The sequence below is a fragment of the Cupriavidus sp. PET2-C1 genome, assembly GCF_054515855.1.
On record NZ_CM137259.1, the window covers coordinates 536,354 to 559,383 of the forward strand.

Here is a 23,030-nt window from a genome sequence, read left to right on the forward strand (position 1 = left end):
GCAGGCGGCCGCGAAGGGCAGGCAAGCTCACCTTCGTGCGCCGGGCGTGTTGTGCGCTGCAGCGGTGCCTGCACCGCCGTGGCGCGCCCAAGGGGCGCTTGCGCACCTTGTAGGACGAAGCCCGGTGGACGCTGCCGGAACACTCGTGATACGGTGTAACGCAATGCCTTCCCTACCTCTAATCGAACCGAACACCGCACTGTTCCTGGATTTCGACGGTACGCTGGCCGACCTTGCGCCGCGTCCTGACCTCGTGCAGGTCGAACCGGAACTGGTGGGGACGCTGCGCGCCCTGCATCTGCATCTGGGCGGCGCGGTAGCCCTGGTTTCCGGCAGGCCGATCGCCGAGCTGGATCATTTCCTGCAGCCGCTGAAACTGCCATGCGCCGGCGTGCACGGTGCGGAGCTGCGCGACGCGGGCGGCCACCGCCTGCGCCAGCCCGACCCCGGCGTGCCACTGCTGCTCCCGTCGCTGGAAGTCCTGGTCGGCGCGCATCCCGGCTTGCAGCTCGAGCGCAAGTCGGTCGCGGTGGCGGTGCACTACCGCGCTGCTCCCCATCTCGAAGGCATGGTGCGCAACTTCGCGGCCGAACTCGCCAGCGGCGTGCCCGGCATCGAAGTCCTGCACGGCAAGATGGTGGTGGAGCTCAAGCCGGCGGGCATCGACAAGGGTGGCGCCATCGATGCCTTTATGCGCAGCCCGCCATTTGCGCGGCGCACGCCGCTGTTTGCCGGCGACGATATTACCGACGAGGCCGGCTTTGCCGTGGTGCGCCGCCTCGGCGGCATCGGCCTGCTGGTTGGCGAGCGGCCCAGCGCCGCCACCGCCAGCGTGACCGGCCCGGCCGCGCTGCGCTGCTGGCTGCATCGCTCCGCCAAGGCGCTCGAAGCCATGGCCGCCGCGCAGGGCACACAGGTTTCCGGAGCTACATCCACAACGACGTCTTGAGGGGGATTCGCTGTGAGCAACCCATCCACCGAGGATAATCCGGCGCGCGCCGGAGGTGCCGGCCGCTACGCCGACCCTTCGCTATCGCTGGGCATGATCGGCAACTGCGCGATCTCCGCGCTGGTCGACGGGCGCGGGCGCATTGTTTGGTGCTGCCTGCCGCGCTTTGACGGCGACCCGGTCTTCAATGCCTTGCTCGATCCGGGCGAGAACGCAGGCCACTTCGCCATCGAAATCGAGGACTTCCAGGAAGCACACCAGTGGTACGAGCCCAATACCGCCGTGCTGCGGACCCGGCTGACCGACCGGCATGGCAACAGCCTTGAGATCACCGATTTCGCGCCGCGCTTTTTCCGCATCGGGCGTTACTTCCGTCCCACCTCGCTGATCCGCCGCATCCGGCCGGTTCAGGGCGCACCGCGTGTGCGCGTGACGTTAGCGCCGCGTTTCGACTGGGGGCGCATCAAGCCCGAGATCACGCGCGGCAGCAGCCACGTGCGCTATATCGGCGACGGCACCACGCTGCGCATGACCACCGACGCGCCGCTGACCTATGTGCTGTCGCAGACGCCTTTCCTGCTCACGCGCGACCTCAACTTCATCCTCGGTCCCGATGAAACCCTGCAGGGTGGCGTGGAGGAAATCGCACGCGACTTCGAGCAGGAAACCACGGCTTACTGGCGGATGTGGAGCCGCCGCCTCGCGGTGCCGCGCGAGTGGCAGGACGCGGTGATCCGCGCCGCCATCACGCTCAAGCTGTCGCTGTATGAAGAGACGGGCGCCATCGTCGCGGCCATGACCACCAGCATTCCCGAGGCGCCCGGCAGCGGGCGCAACTGGGATTACCGCTTCTGCTGGCTGCGCGATGCGTTTTTCGTGATCCGCGCGCTCAACAGCTTGTCCGAGGTCGGCACCATGGAGGACTACCTGCGCTGGTTGTCCAACGTGGTGATGCAATCCAAGAATGGCCATATCCAGCCGCTGTACGGCATCGGGCTGGAGCTCGAATTGCCGGAGAGCATGCTCGATCATTTGTCCGGCTACCGCGGCATGGGTCCGGTGCGCGTGGGCAACCAGGCACAGGAGCACTTCCAGCATGATGTCTACGGCAACGTGGTGCTGGGCGCGGCCCAGGCTTTCCACGACCATCGCCTGCTGCACCGCGGCGGGGCGGGCGAGTACCACGTGCTGGAAACCGTGGGCGAGCAGGCGGTACGCGTGTTCGGCACGCCCGATGCCGGCATGTGGGAGCTGCGCACGCGCGCGCGGGTGCATACCTCATCCGCGCTGATGAGCTGGGCCGCCTGCGACCGCCTCGCCAAGATCGGCGATGCGCTGCATTTGCCCGATCGCGCGGCTTATTGGCGCCAGCATGCCGACGGCATGAAGGTGCGCATCGTGCGCGAGTCCTGGAGCGAGGAACGCCAGGCGTTCGCCGAAAGCTTCGGCGGACGCGAGCTCGATGCCAGCGTGTTGCTGATGGCCGAAGTCGGCTTTATCGAGCCCAGGGATGAACGTTTCATGTCCACGCTCAAGGCGATGGAAGCGTCGCTGTGCGACGGGCCATACATGCGCCGCTACGAGGCGCCGGACGACTTCGGCAAGCCCGAGACCGCCTTCAATATCTGCACCTTCTGGCGTATCGATGCGCTCGCGCGCGTGGGTCGCCGCGAGGAAGCGCGCGAGATCTTCGAGGCCATGCTGGCGGCGCGCAATCCGCTTGGCCTGCTGTCCGAGGATACGCACCCCGTGACCGGCGAGATGTGGGGCAATTTTCCGCAGACCTACTCGATGGTGGGCCTGATCAACGGCGCCATGCGCCTGTCCGCGCCATGGGATTCCGTGATCTGAAGGCGCGCGCGGCAAGGCCAGCGCAAAGGAACGTATGGGCAGACTAGTAGCGGTATCCAACCGCGTGGCCGATCCGCGCAACATTGCCGCGGGCGGTCTCGCCGTGGCACTGGGCGAAGCGCTCAAGGCTACCGGCGGCATGTGGTTCGGCTGGAGCGGCAAGATCGTGGAAGCCGCGCAGGGCGGCACGCCGGGCGAGGGCGAGTTGCACATCCAGCAAGCCGGCAATGTCACGCTGGCGACGGTCGACCTGTGCCGCGAGGACCACGACGCGTACTACCAGGGCTACAGCAATGGCGTGCTGTGGCCGGTGTTCCACTATCGCATCGACCTGGCGGATTTCGACTCCGGTTATCTCAACATCTATCGCCGCGTCAACCAACTCTTTGCGCGCAAGCTCGCGCCGCTGCTGCGCCCGGACGATGTGATCTGGATCCACGACTATCACCTGATCCCGCTTGCGTCTGAGCTGCGCGCCATGGGCTGTGGCCAGCGCATGGGTTTTTTCCTGCATATCCCGCTGCCCCCGCCGCTGATCCTTGCCGCCATCCCGCAACACGAATGGCTGATGCGGGCGCTGTTCGCCTATGACCTGGTCGGCTTCCAGAGCCAGCTCGATCTCGAGCATTTCTCGCGCTACGTGCAAAGCGAAGCGCAGGCCGAGCCCATGGGCGAGTATCGCTTCCGGGCCTTCCACCGCACCGTGCGCGCGCAGGCGTTCCCGATCGGCATCGACGTCGACGAATTCATCGCGCTGGGCCATTGCGAGGAATCGCGCGAGACATACGAGATGATGCGCGGCCAGTATTCGACCCGCCGTCTGCTGCTAGGCATCGATCGCCTGGATTACTCCAAGGGGCTGCCGCAGCGGCTCAAGGCGGTCAGGACGCTGATGGCGCAGTATCCCGAGAACCGCCGCAGCGCCACGCTGATCCAGATCGCCGCGCCATCGCGGGAAACGGTAGATGCCTACGCGGATCTGCGGCGCGAGCTCGAAGGGTTGTCCGGGGCCATCAATGGCGAGTATGGCGAGCTGGACTGGATGCCGGTGCGCTATATCCATCGCACCACGGCACGGCGCCGTTTGCCGGGCCTTTGCCGCGCTTGCCGCGTGGCGCTGGTGACGCCGTTGCGCGATGGGATGAACCTGGTTGCGAAAGAGTTCGTTGCCGCGCAGGATCCGGACGATCCCGGAGTCCTGGTGCTATCGCGGTTTGCTGGTGCTGCCGAGCAGTTGCGCGAGGCGTTGCTGGTGAATCCCTACGATATCAATGCTACCGCGCAGGCGATTCAGCAGGCCTTGCATATGCCGCTGGCTGAGCGGCAGTCTCGGCATCAGAAGTTGCTGGAGCGGATTCGGGCACAGGATGTGCATTGGTGGAGGAGGGAGTATTTGAGGACTTTGGCGGAGACGGATGGGGGGTAAAGGGGGAGGGGGGTACGGGGGGTGTTTGCTGGCGGTGTTGGCTTTTGGACCCAAGGTGCCATACGACATCGTTCTGCGGGGTTGGTCGCTGTTTATTTCGTCGGCGATGGTTTTTGGACCCAAGAGCCATACGACATCCCCCTGCGGGGGCTGCCGGTCACTCTTCTTTGCGTCGGCAAAGAAGACTAACGAGAAGAAAGCCGAGGTACGACTCACTCACATAGGTGACACTTGAGTTCAAGCACATAGGTGACAGTTTTCTACCCTGCATGGGCGAGCCTGGAAGGAGACGCCCATGCCCTGGAGCGAGCTGAGACCCATGGACCAACGAATTCTGTTCATCGCCGATCATCTGCGGCAGCTCGAGAGCGTCAGCGCCCTGTGCGAGCGTTATGGCATTAGCCGGAAGACCGGCTATAAGTGGATAGAACGGTACGACAGCGAAGGGCTGGAAGGCCTCGCCGAGCGCGGGCGCAATCGGCATTGCCAGGAGCGGTTGCCGGATGGGATTCGCCAGGCGATTCTGGAGCTGCGCACGCAGGGCGGCCTGGAGCAGGGCCCGAAGAAGATCCAGAAGCTGCTGGAAGGGCGTTTTGGCGCCGAGGCCGTGCCGTCGCGCACGACCATCTACAACGTGCTGAAGCAGGCTGGACGAATTGTCTCGCGGCGCGTGCGCCGCCGGGTGATGCCGCACGGCGGGGTGCTGAGGTCGGCGCACGAGCCCAACGGGCTGTGGAGCGCGGACTTCAAGGGGCAGTTTCTGACCGGGGATGGGCAGTGGTGCTATCCGCTGACGGTGATGGATCATGCGAGCCGTTATCTGCTGAGCTGCCAGGGCCTGCGCGGTACGCAGCTGGTGCCGACGCAGGCGGTGTTCGAGCGGTTGTTTCGCCGCTATGGGTTACCGGACCGGCTGCGCACGGACAACGGCGTGCCCTTTGCGAGCATCGGCTGTGGCGGGCTGTCGCGGCTGTCGATCTGGTGGCTGAAGCTGGGGATCATGCCGGAGCGCATAGCCCGCGGGCATCCGGAGCAGAATGGGCGGCACGAGCGGATGCATGGCACGCTCAAGCGCGCCACGGCCCAACCGCCTGCCACTACGTTGCGGGCACAGCAGCGGCGGATGGACGAGTTCCAACGTTTCTACAACGAGCAAAGGCCGCATGAAGCGCTGAACCAGAGCACACCGCAGAGCCGCTATGTGGAGTCAGGCCGAGCGTATCCAAAGCGGCTGATGCCAATGGAGTATGCGAGCTACGTCGAGCCCCACAAGGTGACGAGTGGTGGTTTGATCTACAAGGCTGGCAAGATCATTTATGTGGGGCATTTGCTCTATGGCGAAACGGTCGGACTGGAAGCAATAGGCGAAGGATTGTGGCGTGTCTACTTCGGCCCAATGGCATTGGGCCAAGTCGATGAACGCCAGGCCAGAAAAGGCTATCTAACCCTCAAAGTGTTACCTATGTGAGTGAACTCGTTTGTTACCCATGTGGTTGACTCGTACACCGACCCTGCCGGGCGCAGAGCAATAAGGCTCTCGAATATCGGTGGTTGCGTCGTACGGCCCGGAGTGTTGGCTGGCGAATCCTACCGGCCCAGAGGGCATCGTTTCTGCATGACCCATGGGTTACGTCGTGAGGCCCCTGACCTCGTGTGCGGTGACCATTCCCACATCTGCCGTTCGCGGCGCGAGGGGCTGCGCCGTTTCGGGTGTGGCTGGTTTCGTGGTTTTGTCTCGGAGGACGAGCGCGGTGAGGTGCGAGCGCGGCCCTCGCGGACGGGCCACGGTGCCCACCACGAAACCAGAAGGGGTGACAGCAAGGTGCCGCTCGCGCCGGTACGGCAGGGCCGCAAATGGCCGGGCGGCCACCGTCAGAGACAAAACCACGAAACCACCAAGGCAGGTAGGGTCGTGGCGCTCCGCACCGCGAACGGCAGATGCCCGAACGCTCACCGAGCAAAGCGATGAGGGGCACCACCACGTGACCATTGGGTCATGCAGTAGCGATGTCCTTTGGGTCGGTAGAATCCGCCAGCCAACACTCCGGGCCGTACGACGCAACCACCGAGGCCCAAACAGCCTTATTGCTCTGCTCCCGGCAGGGCGGCTTTCTTTTCGTTAGTTTTCTTTGCCGGTCAAAGAAAAGTGACCGGCAGCCCCCGCAGGGGGATGTCGTATGGCACTTGGGTGCAAAAGCCATCGCCGACGAAATAAACAGCGACCAACCCAGCAGAGCGATGTCGTATGGCACCTTGGGTGCAAAAACCAACACCGCCAGCAAACACCCCAATATCCCCCCCTACACCCCCCCTTTCCCCCTACACCCCCCCTCCCCCTATATCCCCCTCAACATCCACATCCCGAAACGCCCCCTCATCCTCAGTAAGAATCCTCATCACCGGCTGCGTCTTCAACAACTCCCGTGCGCCTTCATCCCCATCAAGCTTCAGCAGGGCATCCCGCCACGCGGACCCGAATCCAACCGGATGCCCACGCCGTCCGTCGCGCCACGGCGCGGCAATCGCGTCACGCGTCGTGATCGTCAACGCCACCGCGCGCACCAGCTCGGCCGGCAGCCATGGCATGTCGGCCAGCGCCACTACCCAGCCACTGGCGCCGGGCGTGGCGGCCACCGCCGCGGCCAGCGCGGCGCCCATGCCGGCCTCGGCTGCTGCGGTCTCGAGTACCCGGCAGCCGGCAGCTTGCAATTCGGCGGCTAGCGCGGCATTGCCCGGGCGGATCACGGCTAGCGTGCCGGGCAGCACGGAGACTAGCGTGCGGGCGCTGCGGGCGGCTACGGTGTGGCCGTCGGGCAGCGTGGCCAGGAGCTTGTTGCGCTGGCCGGCGGGGTCGAAGCGGCGGCCGTAGCCGGCTGCCAGCAAGATGCCGGTGGGGGGCTCGGCGGTGTGGATGGCGCCGTTGATGGGGCCCGTCAGCGGGCTGGTCACGGGGCGGGGCTGCAGGTGCTGCCTTCGTTGGCGGCCAGTTCGCGCGCGGCCTTGGCGCCTTCTACCTGGAGGATGTCGGGCAGCGAGACGTGGTTCTTGGCGGCGACGACTTCGGCCAGGATCGAGATGGCGATCTCGGGAGGCGTGCGGCTGCCGATGTAGATGCCGACCGGGCCGTGCAGCCGCGCGAGCTGCAGGTCGTTGAGGTCGAACTCCTTGAGCCGCTCGCGGCGCGCCTGGTTGTTGCGGCGCGAGCCGAGGGCGCCGACATAGAAGGCGCGCGTGCGCAGGGCTTCCATCAGGGCCAGGTCGTCGAGCTTGGGGTCGTGCGTGACGGCGATCACCGCGCAGCGCTCGTCGAGCTTCATCTCGGTCACGGTGTCGTCCGGCATGGTGCGCACCATGGTGACGCCAGGGATGTCCCAGGTTTCGGTGTATTCCTCGCGCGGGTCGCACACGGTGACCTGGAAGCCCAGGCCAACCGCGATCTGGCTCAGGTACTTCGACAGCTGTCCCGCGCCAATCACCAGCATGCGGTAGCGCGGCCCGTGGATGGTGAGCAGCGTGGCGCCGTCGAAGGCAAGGCCGTCGGTGGCCTGGGCCGGGCCCAGGGTGGCGCGGCCACTAGCCATGTCGAGCGTGCGGGCTACCAGCTTGCCGTTTTCCACGGCGGCCAGCAGTTCGTCGAGGTGGCTGTCGGCGCTGAGCGGCTCGGTCACCAGTTCGATGGTGCCGCCGCAGGGCAGGCCGAAGCGGTGCGCTTCCTCGGCGCTGATGCCGTACTTGACGGCCTCGGGGTGCGCGCCGGCAATGCCTTCGCGCCGTACCCGGTCGATGATGTCATCTTCGATGCAGCCGCCCGAGACCGAGCCGACCACCAGGCCGTCGTCGCGCACGGCCAGCATGGCGCCTTCCGGCCGGGGCGAGGAGCCCCAGGTTCTGACTACCGTCACCAATAGCGTGCGATGGCCTTCGGCCTGCCACTTCACACTGCTTTTCAGGACTTCGAGATCCACGCTGTCCATGATCGTTTCCGCTTCGTTTCACCGTTTTGTTCATCGGGCGCGCTGCCTTCGGCGGCTGCCGCTCCGTCCTTGGCGACATTGTCATCCGTGCCTGGCTCGTCACCCTGCGCGCCGGACCCGCTCACTGCCGCCGTGAAGCGGTCGAAGAAGGTATCGGCCATCTTGCGCGCGGCGGCGTCGACCAGGCGCGAGCCGATCTGCGCGATCTTGCCGCCAACCTGGGCGTTGACCGTGTAGGTCAGCACTGTCGCATCGCCTTCGGGGGCCAGCGTGACGGCTGCGGTGCCTTTGCCGAAACCGGCGACCCCGCCTTGTCCGTCGAACTGGATGGTGTAGCTGTCGGGCGCCTGGATGTCCTGCAGGGCCATGCGCCCCTTGAAGCGCGCCTTGACCGGGCCTACCGCGGCGGTCAGCGCCACCAGGTAGGCGTTGTCGCCGTCAGGCTCGATGCTCTCACATCCTGGGATGCATTGCTTGAGCAGCGCCGTGTCGTTCAGGGCTTCCCAGGCGGTTTGCTGCGCTACCGGCAGTTGCCGCGTCTGTGTCATTTCCATGGTTGGGGCGTCTCCTTGGTGTCCTTCATGTTTTTCATGTCTCCCGGCCTCGGCGCCGCAGGGAACACGGGCATGGCCAGCGTCTCGCGCGCGGCCAGCAGGGATTCGAGCGCGAACAGGCTGTCCAGGTTGTGCGCCGAGCGCAGGGCGTCCACATGCGGCAGGATGGCTTGCACGCCACGCGCCTGCGGCACGAAGCCGGCATAGCGCAGCAGCGGGTTGAGCCAGACGATGCGATGAGCGAAGCGGCGCAAGCGCGCCATTTCGGCGCCTAGCAGGTCGATGTCTTCATGGTCGAGCCCGTCGGTGACCAGCAGCACCGTGGCGCGTCCGGACAGCGTGCGGCGCGCCCACTGGCGGTTGAAGGTGGCCAGCGCGGCGCCGATGCGGGTGCCGCCGGCCCAGTCGCGCACCTGGCCCGTGATGGCGCCAACCGCCTCGTCCGGGTCGCGCTCGCGCAGCCAGCGGGTGATGTTGGTCAGCCGGGTGCCGAACAGGAACACGGAGAGCCGCTCGCGCGATTGCATCAGCGCATGGCAGAAGTACAGCACCGCGCGCGAGTACTGGCTCATCGAGCCGGAGATGTCGAGCAGCAGCACCAGCGGTGGGCGGCGCTCGGCGCGGCGGCGGTATTTCCAGCGCAGCCATTCGCCTTGCTGGCGCACTGCAAGCCGGGCGCTGGCGCGCAGGTCGGCGTGCGGTCCGCTGGCGGCGGCGCGCAGGCGGCGCGTGCGCTCTGTGGCCAGGCGCGCGTGGCGGGCGCGGATCATATGCTGCAGCGCGCGCCATTCTTCGGCGCCGAGGGTTTCAAAGTCGCGTTGCGCCAGGCGCTCCTGCGCGGAGAAGGTGAGCGGCGCGGTGAAGCGCTCGACGTGGTCCTCGCCACGTCGGCCGGACTCGGGCGGGCGCTGGGCGGCGAGCGCGTCGGCCAGCCGGTTGTTGCGCGGCGGCGGCGGCGCGCCGGCATCCACGCGCGGCAGCAGCAGGGCGCGCAGCTTGCCCTCCCAGTCCGGGTCGCGCCAGAACAGGTCGAACGCGGCGTCGAACAACAGGCGCTGGTCGGGCCCGCTCACCATCAGGGCTGCCATGGCCGCGCGCACCTCGTCGCGCCTGCCGATGTCCACGTATTGCAGCGCCAGCAGCGTATCCACAGCCTGCGCGGGCGACAGCGCAAAGCCGGCATCGCGCAGCAGCCGCACGAAATGCGTGACGTTGCGCGCCAGCATGGGCAGCGTGCCAGCGGGTGGCACGGCGGCCAGCGGAGCGTCCGGATGGAGCCGGGGCATGGCTCAGGCTCCCGGCGCCCGGCTGGCGAGCAGCTCGGCCACGGTGGGGCCATCGACCCGGGCCAGGTCGTCCTGGTACTTGAGCAGCACGCCCAGCGTGTCGCGCACCGATTGCGGATCGAGCTCGCACACGCCCAGCGCGGCCAGCGCGCGGCACCAGTCGATGGCCTCGGCGATGCCGGGCGATTTGAACAGGTCGATGCCGCGCAGCCGGTGGATGAAGTCGATGGCCTGGTGCTGCAGCGCGGCGGCGGCCTCGGGGGCGCGCGCGGCCACGATCTGCAGTTCGCGCTCGCGCTGGGGATAGCCCATCCATTGGTACAGGCAGCGGCGCTTGAGCGCGTCATGCACCTCGCGGGTCCGGTTGGAGGTGACGATGATGAGCGGCGGCTGCTCGGCCCGGATCACGCCGATCTCGGGGATCGACACCTGGAACTCGGACAGCACCTCCAGCAGGAAGGCTTCGAAGGGTTCGTCGGCGCGGTCGATCTCGTCGATCAGCAGCACGCGCGGGATGCCGGGCGCGGCCGGGTCGGGCAGCAGGGATTCCAGCAAGGGGCGCTTGAGCAGGAAATCGTCGTGATACAGCGATTGCGTGTCGGGCCGCTCGCCGCGCGCTTCCGCCAGGCGCAGCGCCATGATCTGGCGCGGGTAATCCCATTCGTACAGCGCGCTGGAGGCATCGAGCCCCTCGTAGCATTGCAGGCGCAGCAAGCGCGTGCCGAGCGCGCCGGCCATGGCCCGCGCCAGCGCGGTCTTGCCCACCCCGGGCTCGCCTTCGAGGAAGAGCGGGCGCTGCATGCGCAGCGCCAGGTATAGCACGGTGGCGGTTTCGCGATCGGCGAAGTACTGCTGTGCCTCCAGCAGGGCGGCGGTCTGGTCGATGGACTGGGGAAGCATGGGCGCTAGCCGGTTGGCTCCCCTCTCCCGCGTAGTGGGAGAGGGGCTGGGGGAGAGGGCGGGCGTGAGCGCGAAGCGAACACGCCCGGCTTGGCGAGTGCGGGCGCTTCGCTCCGGCTTCCTCCCTTAGCTCTTCAACGCCTGCTCCACCGCGCGCGCCGCCAGCACCGGGATCAGGTGCGCGCGGTACTCGGCGGAGGCATGCAGGTCGGTGTTCAGCTTGCTTGCATCCACCACCACCGCGCGCGCTGCCGCTGGCGTGAAGCTGGCTGCCAGCGCCTGCTCCAGCGGTGCGCTGCGGAACACGCTGTCGGCCGCGCCGGTGACCGCGACCCGCACGACCTTGCCGAACTGCGCGACCATCACGCCCACCAGCGCGAAGCGCGATGCCGGGTTGCGAAACTTGATGTAGGCGGCTTTGTCCGGCGTGGGAAAGCGCACGGCGGTGATCAGCTCGTCGGGTTCCAGTGCGGTTTCGTAGAGGCTCTTGAAGAAGCTGTCGGCGGCGATATTGCGGCGGTCGGTGACCACCGTGGCGTTGAGCGCGAGCACGGCCGCTGGGTAGCAGGCGGCGGGATCGTCGTTGGCGAGCGAGCCGCCCAGCGTGCCCATCGCGCGCACCTGGCGGTCGCCGATGCCGTCGGCCAGCGCGGCCAGCGCGGGAATGCGCTTGCGCACGTCGGCGTTGGCCGCCACGTCGGCATGGCGTGCCGCCGCGCCGATCACCAGCTCATCGTTCTCGACACGGATATCCGCCATGCCGGGAATGCGGGCTACGTCGATCAGCGCGGATGGCGCGGCCAGGCGCAGCTTCATCGCGGCCAGCAGGCTCTGGCCGCCACCGAGGTACTTGGCGTCGGGGTCCGCCTTGAGTTTTTCCACGGCCGCCTTGGTATCGGCGGCGCGTTCGAAATGGAATGCGTACATGGTGTGCCTCCGATCTCAGTTAGGGGCCTGCGCGTGGCGGATGGCCTGCCACACGCGGTGCGGCGTGGCGGGCATCTGGATGTCGCGCACGCCAAGCGGCGAGAGCGCATCCACCAGCGCGTTGATGAAGGCCGGCGGCGAGCCGATCGCGCCGGCCTCGCCGCAGCCTTTCACGCCCAGCGGGTTATGCGTGCAGGGCGTGCCCTTGGCGGTTTCCACCGTGAAATCCGGCAGGTCGCCGGCGCGCGCCATGGCGTAGTCCATGTAGGAGCCGGTCAGCAACTGGCCGCTGTCGTCGTCGTACACGCACTGTTCCAGCATGGCCTGGCCGAGGCCCTGGCCGATGCCGCCGTGCACCTGGCCTTCGACGATCATCGGGTTGATGATGTTGCCGAAATCGTCCACCGCGGTGAACTTGATCACCTTGCTCTCGCCGGTGTCCGGATCGACTTCCACCTCGCAGATGTAGGCGCCCGACGGATAGGTGAAGTTGGTCGGGTCGTAGAAGGCGTTTTCGTTCAGGCCCGGCTCCAGCTTGTCGAGCGGGTAGTTGTGCGGCACGTAGGCGGTGAGCGCAACCTCGCCAAAGGTCTTGCTGCGGTCGGTGCCGGCCACGCTGAACGTGCCGTTCTTGAACTCGATGTCGGCGTCCGAGGCCTCCAGCAAGTGGGCTGCGATCTTCTTGGCCTTGGCTTCGATCTTGTCGAGCGCCTTCATGATGGCCGAGCCGCCTACCGACAGCGAGCGCGAGCCATAGGTGCCCATGCCGAACGGCACGCGGCCGGTGTCGCCGTGCACCACTTCCACGGCATCGAGCGCAATGCCGAGCCGGTCCGCCACGATCTGCGCGAAGGTGGTTTCATGCCCCTGGCCGTGGCTGTGCGAGCCGGTGAAGACGGTCACGGTGCCGGTCGGGTGGACACGGATCTCGCCGACTTCGAACAGGCCCGCGCGCGCGCCCAGCGCGCCGGCGATATTCGACGGCGCCAGCCCGCATGCCTCGATGTAGCAGGAATAGCCCAGGCCGCGCAGCTTGCCGCGCTGCTTCGCTTCTTCACGACGCGCGGGAAAGCCTTTGACGTCGGCGAGTTCCTGCGCGCGTGCCAGGCACGGCTCGTAGTCGCCGGTGTCGTAGGTCAGGCCGACCGGGGTGGCGTAGGGGAAGTCGTGGATGAAGTTCTTGCGGCGGATTTCCGCCGGGTCCATCTTCATTTCGCGCGCTGCGGCTTCCACCAGCCGCTCCACCACATAGGTGGCTTCCGGGCGGCCCGCGCCGCGGTAAGCGTCCACCGGCGCGGTGTTGGTGAACACGGCGCGCACTTCGGCATAGATCGCCGGCGTGCTGTACTGCCCGGCCAGCAGCGTGGCGTACAGGATGGTCGGCACGCTGGACGCGAAGGTCGACAGGTAGGCGCCCATATTGGCGGTGGTGTGCACCCGCATGGCCAGGAACTTGCCGTCGGCGTCCATCGCCAGCTCGGCCTTGGTGACGTGGTCGCGGCCGTGCGCATCGGTCAGGAAGGACTCCGAGCGCTCGGCGGTCCACTTGATCGGGCGCTTGATTTTCTTCGAGGCCCAGGTCAGCGCCACGTCTTCCGCGTACAGGAAGATCTTGGAGCCGAAGCCGCCACCCACATCCGGCGCGATGATGCGCAGGCGCGACTCGGGCAGGCCGAGCACGAAGGCGCCCATCAGCAGGCGCTCCACGTGGGGATTCTGGTTCGATACGTAGACCGTGTAGCTGTCGTCCTGCCGGGTGTAGCTGGCATTGACGGCGCGCGGCTCGATGGCGTTGGGGATCAGCCGGTTGTTGATGATTTCCAGCGTGGTCACGTGGGCGGCCTTGGCAAAGGCGGCGTCGGTGGCAGCGCGGTCGCCATGGCCCCAGACATAGCTGGTGTTCTCGGGCACGTCGTCATGTACCAGCGAGGCGGCCGAGGCAGCGTGGGCGGTGTTCACCACGGCGGGCAGTTCGTCGTATTGCACGTCGATCTTCTCGGCGGCGTCCTTGGCTTGCTGCAGCGTTTCGGCTATCACCAGCGCGACCTGGTCGCCCACGTGGCGGGCCTTGCCCTGCGCCAGCACGGGGTGCGGCGGCTCCTTCATCGGGCTGCCGTCGATGCTGTGGATCAGCCAGCCGCAGGGCAGGCCGCCGACCTTGTCGGCCGCCACGTCCTCGCCGGTGAAGATGGCGACCACGCCGGGCGAGGCGAGTGCCTCGGTCTTGTCGATGGAGACGATGCGGGCGTGCGCGTGCGGCGAGCGCAGGAAGTAGCCGTAGCTTTGCTGCGGCAGCACAATGTCGTCGGTGTACTGGCCGTTGCCGGTGAGAAAACGGTAGTCTTCCTTGCGCTTGACCGAGGCGCCGATCAGGTGCTGGTTGTCAGGTGCGTTCATGGCGGTCCCCTTATTCAGCGCTGACGCCATGCATCGCGGACTGGCCTTCCTGCACCGCGCGCACGATGTTGTGGTAGCCGGTACAGCGGCACAGGTTGCCTTCGAGCTGCTCGCGGATGGCGGTGGCGTCGGCATTGGGCTGCTGCCTGACCAGCGCGATGGCGCTCATCACCATGCCGGGCGTGCAGAAGCCGCACTGCAAGCCGTGGCAGTTGCGGAAGGCTTCCTGCATGGGGTGGAGCTGGCCCTCCGGGGCGAGTCCTTCGATGGTGGTGATGCTGGCGCCATCCGCCTGCAGCGCCAGCATGTTGCACGACTTGACCGCGCGGCCGTCCATGTGCACGGTGCAGGCGCCGCATTGGGCGGTGTCGCAGCCGACATGGGTGCCGGTCAGGCGGAGTTGTTCGCGCAGGAACTGGACGAGAAGGGTGTGGGGTTCTACCTGCGCGTCGACGGCGCGGCCGTTGACGGTCAGGCGGATAGGAATCGCCATGCTTGTCTCCATGTGGGTGGACACGTGCACGACCAATCCCTGAATCCCGAAAAAACTGCGCGGGACTGGCCACGACGCGTTGCTGCCGTTTGCTGGGTACGGCTATTTCGTGATGTTGGTACTGCGGTGCTGTCGGGCAATGCCTGACAATGGCCTAGCAATGCCGCGCCGCGAACGTTTGGCTGCGGCATGCTCTAACAGTTAATCACAAATCTCAGGCGCATGCCATGCGGGTTGCCCCTTCGCCACCTGGCGCTGCCAGAGGGCGCGCACGGCGTCGGTCGCGGGCGCGCAGGATAGCGCTGCTAGAATGGCCCGCCGCTCGGCCGCCACACCGCATTCACCTCGCTCCGGCACCAAATCTCTCTATATGGAAGGCTTCATCGACTGGCTGTTCGAAACCGTTGCCCTGCCCAAGGTGGGCTTGCCGGCTATCTTCGTGGTCAGCCTGGTGTCCGCCACCTTGCTGCCCCTGGGCTCGGAGCCGGCGGTCTTCGCGTATATCAAGCTCAATCCGCATCTGTTCTGGCCGGCCATCGTCGTTGCCACGCTCGGCAATACCGTGGGCGGCGCCATCGACTGGTGGCTTGGCTACGCGGCCAAGCTGGCCGTGGTGCGCTTGCGCAAGCGGCGCCAGCAGCGCGTGCACGAGGAGGAGCACGCCGAACACCGCCGCCATCCCCGCCAGCCGCGCAAGCCGCCGCTGGATGCGCGCTACTTCCGGTGGATGCGCCGGCTGGGGCCGCCGACCCTGCTGGTATCGTGGCTGCCCGGAATTGGTGATCCTTTGTGCACTTTGGCGGGCTGGCTCCGGCTGTCGTTCTGGCCCAGCCTGGTTTACATGGCGATTGGCAAGTTTCTGCGCTACCTTGCCATGACGATTGTCCTGCTCTGGATCCCGAATAGTTTCTGGCATGGCATCGCGGCCAGCCTCAAAAGCCTGTTCTAGCCAGCGCCTTTCGCGCCACGGCAAGGGTAAAGCAACCCTTGCCCAAGCAAGGTTCTGCCATGTTGCGGTGCGGCGAAAGCAGGCCTTGAAGTACAATTGCCCTTTAAAGACGATCCGGCGCACCGTCTCCGTGCGCTACAGGAAGCGGTCCCCTCCCCATGAACGCCCCACTCGTGCTCGATGCCAAACTCGCCGCGCAGGATGCGCCTGCGCGCCTGCGAGAGATCCCTTATAACTACACGTCATTCTCGGATCGCGAGATTGTCATCAGGCTGCTAGGCGAAGAAGCCTGGCGCATCCTGGCCGAGCTGCGCGGCGAACGCCGCACCGGCCGCTCCGCCCGCATGCTGTATGAAGTGCTGGGCGATATCTGGGTGGTGCGCCGCAATCCCTACCTGCAGGACGACCTGCTGGAGAACCCCAAGCGCCGCCAGATGCTGGTTACGGCACTGCACCACCGGCTCTCCGAGGTGGAAAAGCGCCGTGCCGCCGACCGTGCCGAGCACGCCGAGCCGGCCGCCGAGGACCGCTCCCACCGGGTCGAGCAGCTGGTCAGCTTTGCCAAGCAGGCGATCGAGGACTTCAAGCAGGAGTTCGCGGATGCCTATGACCTGCGCAAGCGCACCCAGCGCGTGCTAGGCCGCATCACGCAGAAGGACAACATCAAGTTCGACGGCCTGTCCCGCGTCTCGCATGTGACCGACGCGACCGACTGGCGCGTGGAATATCCCTTCGTGGTCCTCACCCCGGACACCGAGGAAGAGATCGCCGGCATGGTCAAGGGCTGCTTCGAGCTGGGCCTGACCATCATCCCGCGCGGAGGCGGCACCGGCTATACCGGCGGCGCCGTGCCGCTGACGCCGATGAGCGCGGTCATCAACACCGAGAAGCTGGAACAACTCGGGCCGGTCGAGCAGACCGACCTGCCGGGCGTGGCGCACAAAGTCGGCACCATCTTCTCCGGCGCTGGCGTGGTGACGCGCCGCGTGGCGGATGCGGCGGACAAGGCCGGGCTGGTGTTCGCAGTCGACCCGACCTCGATCGATGCCTCCTGCATCGGCGGCAACGTGGCCATGAACGCCGGCGGCAAGAAGGCCGTGCTGTGGGGCACCGCGCTGGACAACCTGGCCTGGTGGCGCATGGTGGACCCGGAAGGCAACTGGCTGGAAGTCACGCGCCTGGACCACAACCTGGGCAAGATCCATGACGTGGCGGTCGCCACCTTCGAGCTCAAGTGGTCGGACGGCAACCGCGCGCCCGGCGAAAAGCCGCTGCGCACGGAAACCCTGGCCATCGAAGGGCGCAAGTTCCGCAAGGAAGGCCTGGGCAAGGACGTCACCGACAAGTTCCTGGCGGGCCTGCCCGGCATCCAGAAGGAAGGCTGCGACGGCATCGTCACCAGCGCGCGCTGGATCCTGCACCGCATGCCGGCGCATGTGCGCACGGTCTGCCTGGAGTTCTTCGGCCAGGCGCGCGACGCCATTCCCAGCATCGTGGAAATCAAGGATTACCTCGACGCCGAATCGCGTACCCCCGGCGGCGCCATCCTGGCCGGCCTGGAGCACCTGGACGAGCGCTACCTGCGCGCGGTGGGATACGCCACCAAGAGCAAGCGCAACGCCTTCCCGAAGATGGTGCTGATCGGCGACATCGTCGGCGACGACCAGGACGCGGTCGCCCGCGCCACCTCGGAAGTCATCCGCATGGCCAACGGCAAGAGCGGCGAAGGCTTCGTCGCGGTCAGCCCGGAGGCCCGCAAGAAGTTCTGGCTGGACCGCTCCCGCACCGCTGCCATCGCCAAGCACACCAACGCCTTCAAGATCAATGAAGACGTGGTGATCCCGCTGCCGCGCATGGGCGAGTACACCGACGGCATCGAGCGCATCAATATCGAGCTGTCGATCAAGAACAAGCTCCAGCTGACCGATGCGCTGGAAGCCTTCTTCGCGCGCGGCAACCTGCCGCTGGGCCGCAGCGACGACGCCAACGAGATCCCCAGCGCCGAGCTGCTGGAAGACCGCGTGCAGCACGCGCTGCAGCTGCTGCGCGAGATCCGCTCGCGCTGGACCTACCTGCAGGACCACCTGGATACGCCGCTGGCCACCGCGCGCGCGTCGCTGATCGGCCACGGCCTGGGCCTGCTCGGCCAGGCTTTCGAGGCGCGCCTCGCGCTGCAGCCGGACGCCACCGTGTTCCACCTGCTGCAGGACCGTACCATCCGCGTGTCCTGGAAGAGCGAAGTGCGCGCCGAACTGCGCAATATCTTCAACGGCGGCGAGTTCAAGCCCATCCTCGACGAAGCGCAGAAGATCCACAAGCAGGTGCTGCGCAGCCGCGTCTTCGTGGCGCTGCACATGCACGCCGGCGACGGCAACGTGCACACCAATATCCCGGTCAACTCGGACGACTACGACATGCTGCAGGACGCCCACCGCGCGGTGGCCCGCATCATGGCGCTGGCGCGCTCGCTGGACGGCGTGATTTCCGGCGAGCACGGCATCGGCATCACCAAGCTGGAGTTCCTGACCGAGGACGAGATCGGCGAATTCCGCGAGTACAAGCAGCGGGTGGATCCGCAGGGCCGCTTCAACAAGGGCAAGCTGTTGCCCGGCGCTGACCTGCGCAATGCCTATACGCCATCGTTCGGGCTGATGGGGCATGAGTCCATCATCATGCAGCAGAGCGATATCGGCGCCATTGCCGACAGCGTCAAGGACTGCCTGCGCTGCGGCAAGTGCAAGCCGGTGTGCGCCACCCACGTGCCGCGCGCCAACCTGCTGTACAGCCCGCGCAACAAGATCCTGGCGACCTCGCTGCTGGTGGAGGCCTTCCTGTACGAGGAGCAGACCCGCCGCGGCATCTCGATCAAGCACTGGGACGAGTTCTCCGACGTGGCCGACCATTGCACGGTCTGCCACAAGTGCGTGACGCCGTGCCCGGTCAAGATCGACTTCGGCGACGTGTCGATGAACATGCGCAACCTGCTGCGCAAGATGGGGCAGAAGAAGTTCAATCCCGGCACCGCCGCGTCGATGTTCTTCCTCAACGCCACCAGCCCGCAGACCATCAACATGACCCGCAAGGTCATGATCGACTGGGGCTACAAGGCGCAGCGCCTGGGCAACGACGTACTCAAGAAGTTCGCCAGGAAGCAGACCGCGCATCCGCCCGCCACGGTGGGCCGCGCGCCGGTGCAAGAGCAGGTGATCCACTTCATCAACAAGAAGATGCCGGGCAACCTGCCCAAGAAGACCGCGCGCGCGCTGCTAGATATCGAGGACAACGAGATCGTGCCGATCATCCGCGACCCGAAGCGGACTTCGCCCGAGACCGAGGCGGTGTTCTACTTCCCGGGCTGCGGCTCGGAGCGGCTGTTCTCGCAGGTGGGCCTCGCCACGCAAGCCATGCTGTGGCATGTGGGCGTACAGACCGTGCTGCCGCCGGGCTATCTGTGCTGCGGCTATCCGCAACGCGGCAACGGCCAGTTCGACAAGGCCGAGAAGATGGTCACCGACAACCGGGTGTTGTTCCACCGGGTCGCCAACACGCTCAACTACCTCGATATCAAGACCGTGGTGGTGAGCTGCGGGACGTGCTACGACCAGCTTGCCGGGTATGAGTTCGACAAGATCTTCCCGGGCTGCCGCATCATCGACATCCACGAATACCTGCTGGAAAAGGGCGTCAAGCTGGAGGGCGTGACCGGTACGCGCTATATGTACCACGACCCCTGCCACACCCCGATCAAGACCATGGACCCGACCAAGCTCGTCAACGAGCTGATGGGCGGCAACGAAGGCGGCAGCAAGATCGAGAAGAACGAGCGTTGCTGCGGCGAGTCCGGCACGCTGGCGGTGTCGCGCCCCGACATCTCCACCCAGATCCGCTTCCGCAAGGAAGAGGAAATGACCAAGGGCGCGGACAAGCTGCGCACCGACGGCTTCGTGGGCGACGTCAAGATCCTGACCAGCTGCCCGTCCTGCCTGCAGGGTTTGTCGCGCTACAAGGAAGATGCCACGGTCACGGCGGACTACATCGTGGTGGAGATGGCCAAGCACCTGCTGGGCGAGAACTGGATGCCGGACTACGTGGCCAAGGCCAACTCGGGCGGCATCGAGCGGGTGCTGGTGTGATGGGGGAGGCGAGGGCGGTAAGCACGATGCGCTTCGACAAGCCTCTGGCTTGCTCCCCTCTCCCGCTTGCGGGAGAGGGGCCGGGGGAGAGGGCGGACGGTCGCCAGCCCGCAGGCTCTCACTTCGAGCTAGCTCCCGCCCTCTCCCCCAACCCCTCTCCCGCGAGGCGGGAGAGGGGAGCTGACTTTGGACGGCGGGTTGATGTCGCGGGAGCGATTGCATGAACCGTGTCCCCAACTGCCCCCTGTGCGAGACCGACGGCGGCGAACTGGCCTGGCGCGGCGAGCGCGCCCGCGTCATCCTGGTCGAGCACGAGCGCTTTCCCGGCTTCTGCCGGGTGGTGTGGAATGGCCACGTGGCCGAGCAGACCGACCTGCCCGAGGACGACCAGGCCTGGCTGATGCGGCTGGTGGCGCGGGTGGAGCGCACGGTGCGCGATGTCATGGCGCCCGACAAGGTCAACCTGGCCGCCTTCGGCAATATGGTGCCGCACCTGCACTGGCATATCATTCCACGCTACCGCTGGGATACCCATTTTCCGGAAGCCGTCTGGGCGGCCGCGCAGCGCGAGCCCGATGCCGCGCGCCTGGCCGGCCTTGCGCAGCGCCTGCCGGCCTTGCGCGCGGCCCTGGCGAAACTGGACGAAGCAGGCTGACACCTGGCGTAGCCGCAGCCGCACCCGTGCCGTGCTGGCATGGCTATCGGTTTTTTTGAATTTCCGGAACCAGCCGGGCAGCGCCGTCTTCTAACACCCGTTGTCTTCATTCCCACAAGAGCGGGGCCGGTGGATCAGCCCTGGCCCGCTTGCGCGAAAGGTGCCATGTCCACACCGACTTCCGTTACCGTTCCAGGCCCGGCCGTGCCGGCCCGTGCCCTCAAGATCCAGAGCCGCCTGCGCATGGGCGAGACCTGGAGCCTGATCAAGCCTTACTGGATATCCGAAGACCGCAAGGCCGGTCTCGGGCTGCTGGCCTTCGTGGTCGCGCTTAATCTTGGCATCGTCTATATCAATGTGCTGCTCAATGACTGGACCCGCGTGTTCTACAACGCGCTGGAGCAGCACGACTACGCCTCCTTCAAGACCCTGCTGATCCGCTTTTCCTGGATTGCCGGTTTCTTCATCGTGGCGGCCATCTCGCGCCAGTACTACACCATGATGCTGCAGATGCGCTGGCGTACGTGGATGACCGGGCGCTTCATGGACCACTGGCTCAGTCATCAAGCGTACTACCGCATCGAGCAGACCCGTACCACCGACAACCCCGACCAGCGGCTGGCCGACGACCTGCGCTCGTTTACCGACGGCGCCCTGACGCTGTCGCTCGGGCTGCTCAATTCGGTGGTAACGCTGCTGTCCTTCGTCGGCATCCTGTGGGCGGTGTCCGGGCCGATCAGCTTCATGCTCGGCGGCAATGAGATCGTTATTCCTGGCTATATGGTGTGGTTCGCCATCGCTTACGCGGTGATCGGGTCGCTGATCGCCCACCTGGTGGGCCGGCCGCTGATCGGGCTTAGCTACCAGCAGGAGCAGTACGAGGCGGATTTCCGCTTCACGCTGGTGCGCCTGCGCGAGAACAGCGAGCCGGTGGCGCTGTACCGGGGGGAGCCGACCGAGCAGGCCGGCCTGCGCTCGCGCTTCGACCGCATTCGCGCCAACTGGAACCAGTTGATGCGTTATACGCGGCGCCTGACCTTCGTCAATTCCGGCTATAGCCAGTTCGCCATCATCTTCCCGCTGATCGTGGCCGCTCCGCGGTACTTCGCCGGCAAGATGACGCTGGGCGGGTTGATGCAGGTGAGTTCGGCGTTCGGCCAGGTGCAGGGCGCCCTGTCCTGGTTCGTCGATAACTACGCGACGCTGGTTGGCTGGAAGGCCGCGGCCAACCGGCTGATCGACTTTCGCGACGCCATCCGCGTGGCCGAGCGCCAGGACCAGGAGCACACCGGTGTGCGCGATATCGAGGTGGTCAAGGCCGATGCCGGTGCCGATGCGGATAACGACGGCATCCGCATCGACACCCTCGCGCTCGCGCTGCCGGTGCGCACCGGCAACGGCGGCGAGATCCAGCAGCGGCCGCTGGTGGCGCCGTTCTCGCTGCAGATCGCGCCCGGCGAACGCTGGCTGGTCAGCGGCCCCTCGGGTTGCGGCAAGAGCGTGCTGTTCCGCGCGCTGGCCGGGATCTGGCCCTACGGCAGCGGCACGGTAGCCATGCCCGGCGCGGCTCGCATGCTGTTCCTGCCGCAGCGCAGCTACCTGCCGATCGGCTCGCTGGCCGATGCGCTGGCCTATCCCGACGCCGGCACCGCGCATAGCCGCGAAACCTTGCAGAAGGTGCTGCGCGAAGCCCGGCTCGGCGCCCTGGCCGAGCAGCTCGACGTGTTCGACAACTGGTCGCTGCGGCTGTCGCCGGGCGAGCAGCAACGCCTGGCCTTTGCGCGCGCGCTGCTGCAAAAGCCCGACTACCTGTTCCTGGACGAGGCCACCAGCGCGCTCGACGAGGAAACCGAAAGCGCGATGTACAGCCTGATGGTGGACGCCCTGCCCGGCGCGGCGATCATCAGCATTGCCCACCGCAGCACGGTTGCCGCCTTCCATGGCAAGCGCCTGCGCTATGTCGCGGCCGACGGAGCGCACTGGGAGGCGGAGCACGATGGGCAAGGCGAGGCGGCTGCGGTAAGCTATCGGGTCGTACACGAAGCGTAAAGGCCGGTGTGGCCGCAACTTGCGGCTCGCCCACAGCCGCGCGCCACCCATCATGGCAGGCCTTGAAAAAGATACTCCCCATCCCACCGCCCTTACCGTGCACACCCAGTCGCGCGTGCTGGAGGTGGGTTTTGACAACGGTTCCAGCTTCCGGCTGCCGTTCGAATACCTGAGGGTGAACTCACCCTCGGCCGAAGTGCAGGGCCACGGCCCGGGCCAGGAAGTGCTGCAGACCGGCAAGCGCGACGTCACCATCGCCGCGGTGGAGCCGGTCGGCAACTACGCCATCCTGATCCGTTTTTCCGACGGCCACGATACCGGCATCTATTCCTGGGAACTGCTTTACCGCCTGGGCGCCCAGCAGGACGCCATCTGGCAGTCCTACCTGGAGCGGCTGCAAGCGGCCGGTGTCGATCGCGACACCCCCATGGTGGCCCCCGGCGGCCATGCCTGCGGCAGCCATTGAGATTGCGTGCCCCCGCGGGCC

The 23,030-nt window shown here is 66.6% G+C and carries 17 protein-coding genes; 9 read left to right on the forward strand and 8 right to left on the reverse strand.

What is annotated here, in order from left to right; all coding sequences use genetic code 11:
* Positions 1 to 163 precede the first annotated feature (163 nt).
* From otsB to ACX12D_RS02450, 4 genes are all read left to right on the forward strand, one after another.
* The gene (gene otsB / locus ACX12D_RS02435; RefSeq protein ID WP_459372793.1) at positions 164 to 949 is read left to right on the forward strand and encodes a trehalose-phosphatase; all 786 of its coding nucleotides are present in this window, start codon (positions 164 to 166) and stop codon (positions 947 to 949) included.
* Between the two features lie 93 nt (positions 950 to 1,042).
* Entirely contained in the window at positions 1,043 to 2,800 is a 1,758-nt protein-coding gene (locus ACX12D_RS02440) for a glycoside hydrolase family 15 protein (protein WP_459373906.1), read from the forward strand.
* Positions 2,801 to 2,834: 34 nt separating this feature from the next.
* Positions 2,835 to 4,226 (forward strand): alpha,alpha-trehalose-phosphate synthase (UDP-forming), encoded by a 1,392-nt coding sequence (locus ACX12D_RS02445; RefSeq protein WP_459372794.1) that lies wholly within the window; start codon positions 2,835 to 2,837, stop codon positions 4,224 to 4,226.
* Between the two features lie 295 nt (positions 4,227 to 4,521).
* Positions 4,522 to 5,694, forward strand: a complete 1,173-nt coding sequence (locus ACX12D_RS02450) for an integrase core domain-containing protein (RefSeq protein ID WP_459372795.1) — start codon at positions 4,522 to 4,524, stop codon at positions 5,692 to 5,694.
* An 851-nt stretch (positions 5,695 to 6,545) separates the two neighbouring features.
* On the opposite strand, the gene ACX12D_RS02455 is transcribed toward ACX12D_RS02450, so the two are convergent.
* The 8 genes from ACX12D_RS02455 to ACX12D_RS02490 form a co-directional block, all read right to left on the reverse strand.
* Positions 6,546 to 7,175: a nucleotidyltransferase family protein gene (locus ACX12D_RS02455; protein WP_459372796.1), complete on the reverse strand. Its 630-nt coding sequence runs from the start codon at positions 7,173 to 7,175 to the stop codon at positions 6,546 to 6,548.
* Positions 7,172 to 8,200 carry an XdhC family protein gene (locus tag ACX12D_RS02460; RefSeq protein ID WP_441640200.1) on the reverse strand — a complete coding sequence of 343 codons (1,029 nt, stop codon included), beginning with the start codon at positions 8,198 to 8,200 and terminating at the stop codon, positions 7,172 to 7,174. The genes ACX12D_RS02455 and ACX12D_RS02460 overlap by 4 nt, the downstream gene beginning before the upstream one ends.
* Positions 8,173 to 8,754, reverse strand: a complete 582-nt coding sequence (locus ACX12D_RS02465) for a CoxG family protein (RefSeq protein WP_441640201.1) — start codon at positions 8,752 to 8,754, stop codon at positions 8,173 to 8,175. The genes ACX12D_RS02460 and ACX12D_RS02465 overlap by 28 nt, the downstream gene beginning before the upstream one ends.
* Positions 8,745 to 10,040 (reverse strand): vWA domain-containing protein, encoded by a 1,296-nt coding sequence (locus ACX12D_RS02470; protein ID WP_459372797.1) that lies wholly within the window; start codon positions 10,038 to 10,040, stop codon positions 8,745 to 8,747. Before ACX12D_RS02470 ends, ACX12D_RS02465 begins: the two co-directional genes overlap by 10 nt.
* A gap of 3 nt (positions 10,041 to 10,043) precedes the next feature.
* Positions 10,044 to 10,940, reverse strand: a complete 897-nt coding sequence (locus ACX12D_RS02475) for an AAA family ATPase (protein ID WP_459372798.1) — start codon at positions 10,938 to 10,940, stop codon at positions 10,044 to 10,046.
* Positions 10,941 to 11,066: 126 nt separating this feature from the next.
* On the reverse strand, positions 11,067 to 11,867 hold the full coding sequence (locus ACX12D_RS02480) for an FAD binding domain-containing protein (protein WP_459372799.1): 801 nt from the start codon (positions 11,865 to 11,867) through the stop codon (positions 11,067 to 11,069).
* A 15-nt stretch (positions 11,868 to 11,882) separates the two neighbouring features.
* On the reverse strand, positions 11,883 to 14,264 hold the full coding sequence (locus ACX12D_RS02485) for a xanthine dehydrogenase family protein molybdopterin-binding subunit (RefSeq protein ID WP_459372800.1): 2,382 nt from the start codon (positions 14,262 to 14,264) through the stop codon (positions 11,883 to 11,885).
* A 10-nt stretch (positions 14,265 to 14,274) separates the two neighbouring features.
* Complete coding sequence (locus tag ACX12D_RS02490) at positions 14,275 to 14,757, reverse strand: (2Fe-2S)-binding protein (protein WP_459372801.1); 483 nt, start codon at positions 14,755 to 14,757, stop codon at positions 14,275 to 14,277.
* Positions 14,758 to 15,127: 370 nt separating this feature from the next.
* On the opposite strand from ACX12D_RS02490, the gene ACX12D_RS02495 reads away from it, so the two are divergent.
* The 5 genes from ACX12D_RS02495 to ACX12D_RS02515 all read left to right on the forward strand — a co-directional run bounded on the left by ACX12D_RS02495 (position 15,128) and on the right by ACX12D_RS02515 (position 23,009).
* Positions 15,128 to 15,706 (forward strand): YqaA family protein, encoded by a 579-nt coding sequence (locus ACX12D_RS02495; protein ID WP_459373907.1) that lies wholly within the window; start codon positions 15,128 to 15,130, stop codon positions 15,704 to 15,706.
* 158 nt (positions 15,707 to 15,864) lie between these two features.
* Positions 15,865 to 19,839, forward strand: coding sequence for a DUF3683 domain-containing protein (locus ACX12D_RS02500; RefSeq protein WP_459372802.1), 3,975 nt, complete (start codon positions 15,865 to 15,867; stop codon positions 19,837 to 19,839).
* Positions 19,840 to 20,059: 220 nt separating this feature from the next.
* Complete coding sequence (locus tag ACX12D_RS02505; RefSeq protein WP_459372803.1) at positions 20,060 to 20,494, forward strand: HIT family protein; 435 nt, start codon at positions 20,060 to 20,062, stop codon at positions 20,492 to 20,494.
* A gap of 165 nt (positions 20,495 to 20,659) precedes the next feature.
* Positions 20,660 to 22,543 carry an ABC transporter ATP-binding protein/permease gene (locus ACX12D_RS02510; RefSeq protein ID WP_459372804.1) on the forward strand — a complete coding sequence of 628 codons (1,884 nt, stop codon included), beginning with the start codon at positions 20,660 to 20,662 and terminating at the stop codon, positions 22,541 to 22,543.
* A 52-nt stretch (positions 22,544 to 22,595) separates the two neighbouring features.
* On the forward strand, positions 22,596 to 23,009 hold the full coding sequence (locus ACX12D_RS02515; protein WP_441640210.1) for a gamma-butyrobetaine hydroxylase family protein: 414 nt from the start codon (positions 22,596 to 22,598) through the stop codon (positions 23,007 to 23,009).
* The last annotated feature ends 21 nt before the right edge of the window (positions 23,010 to 23,030 follow it).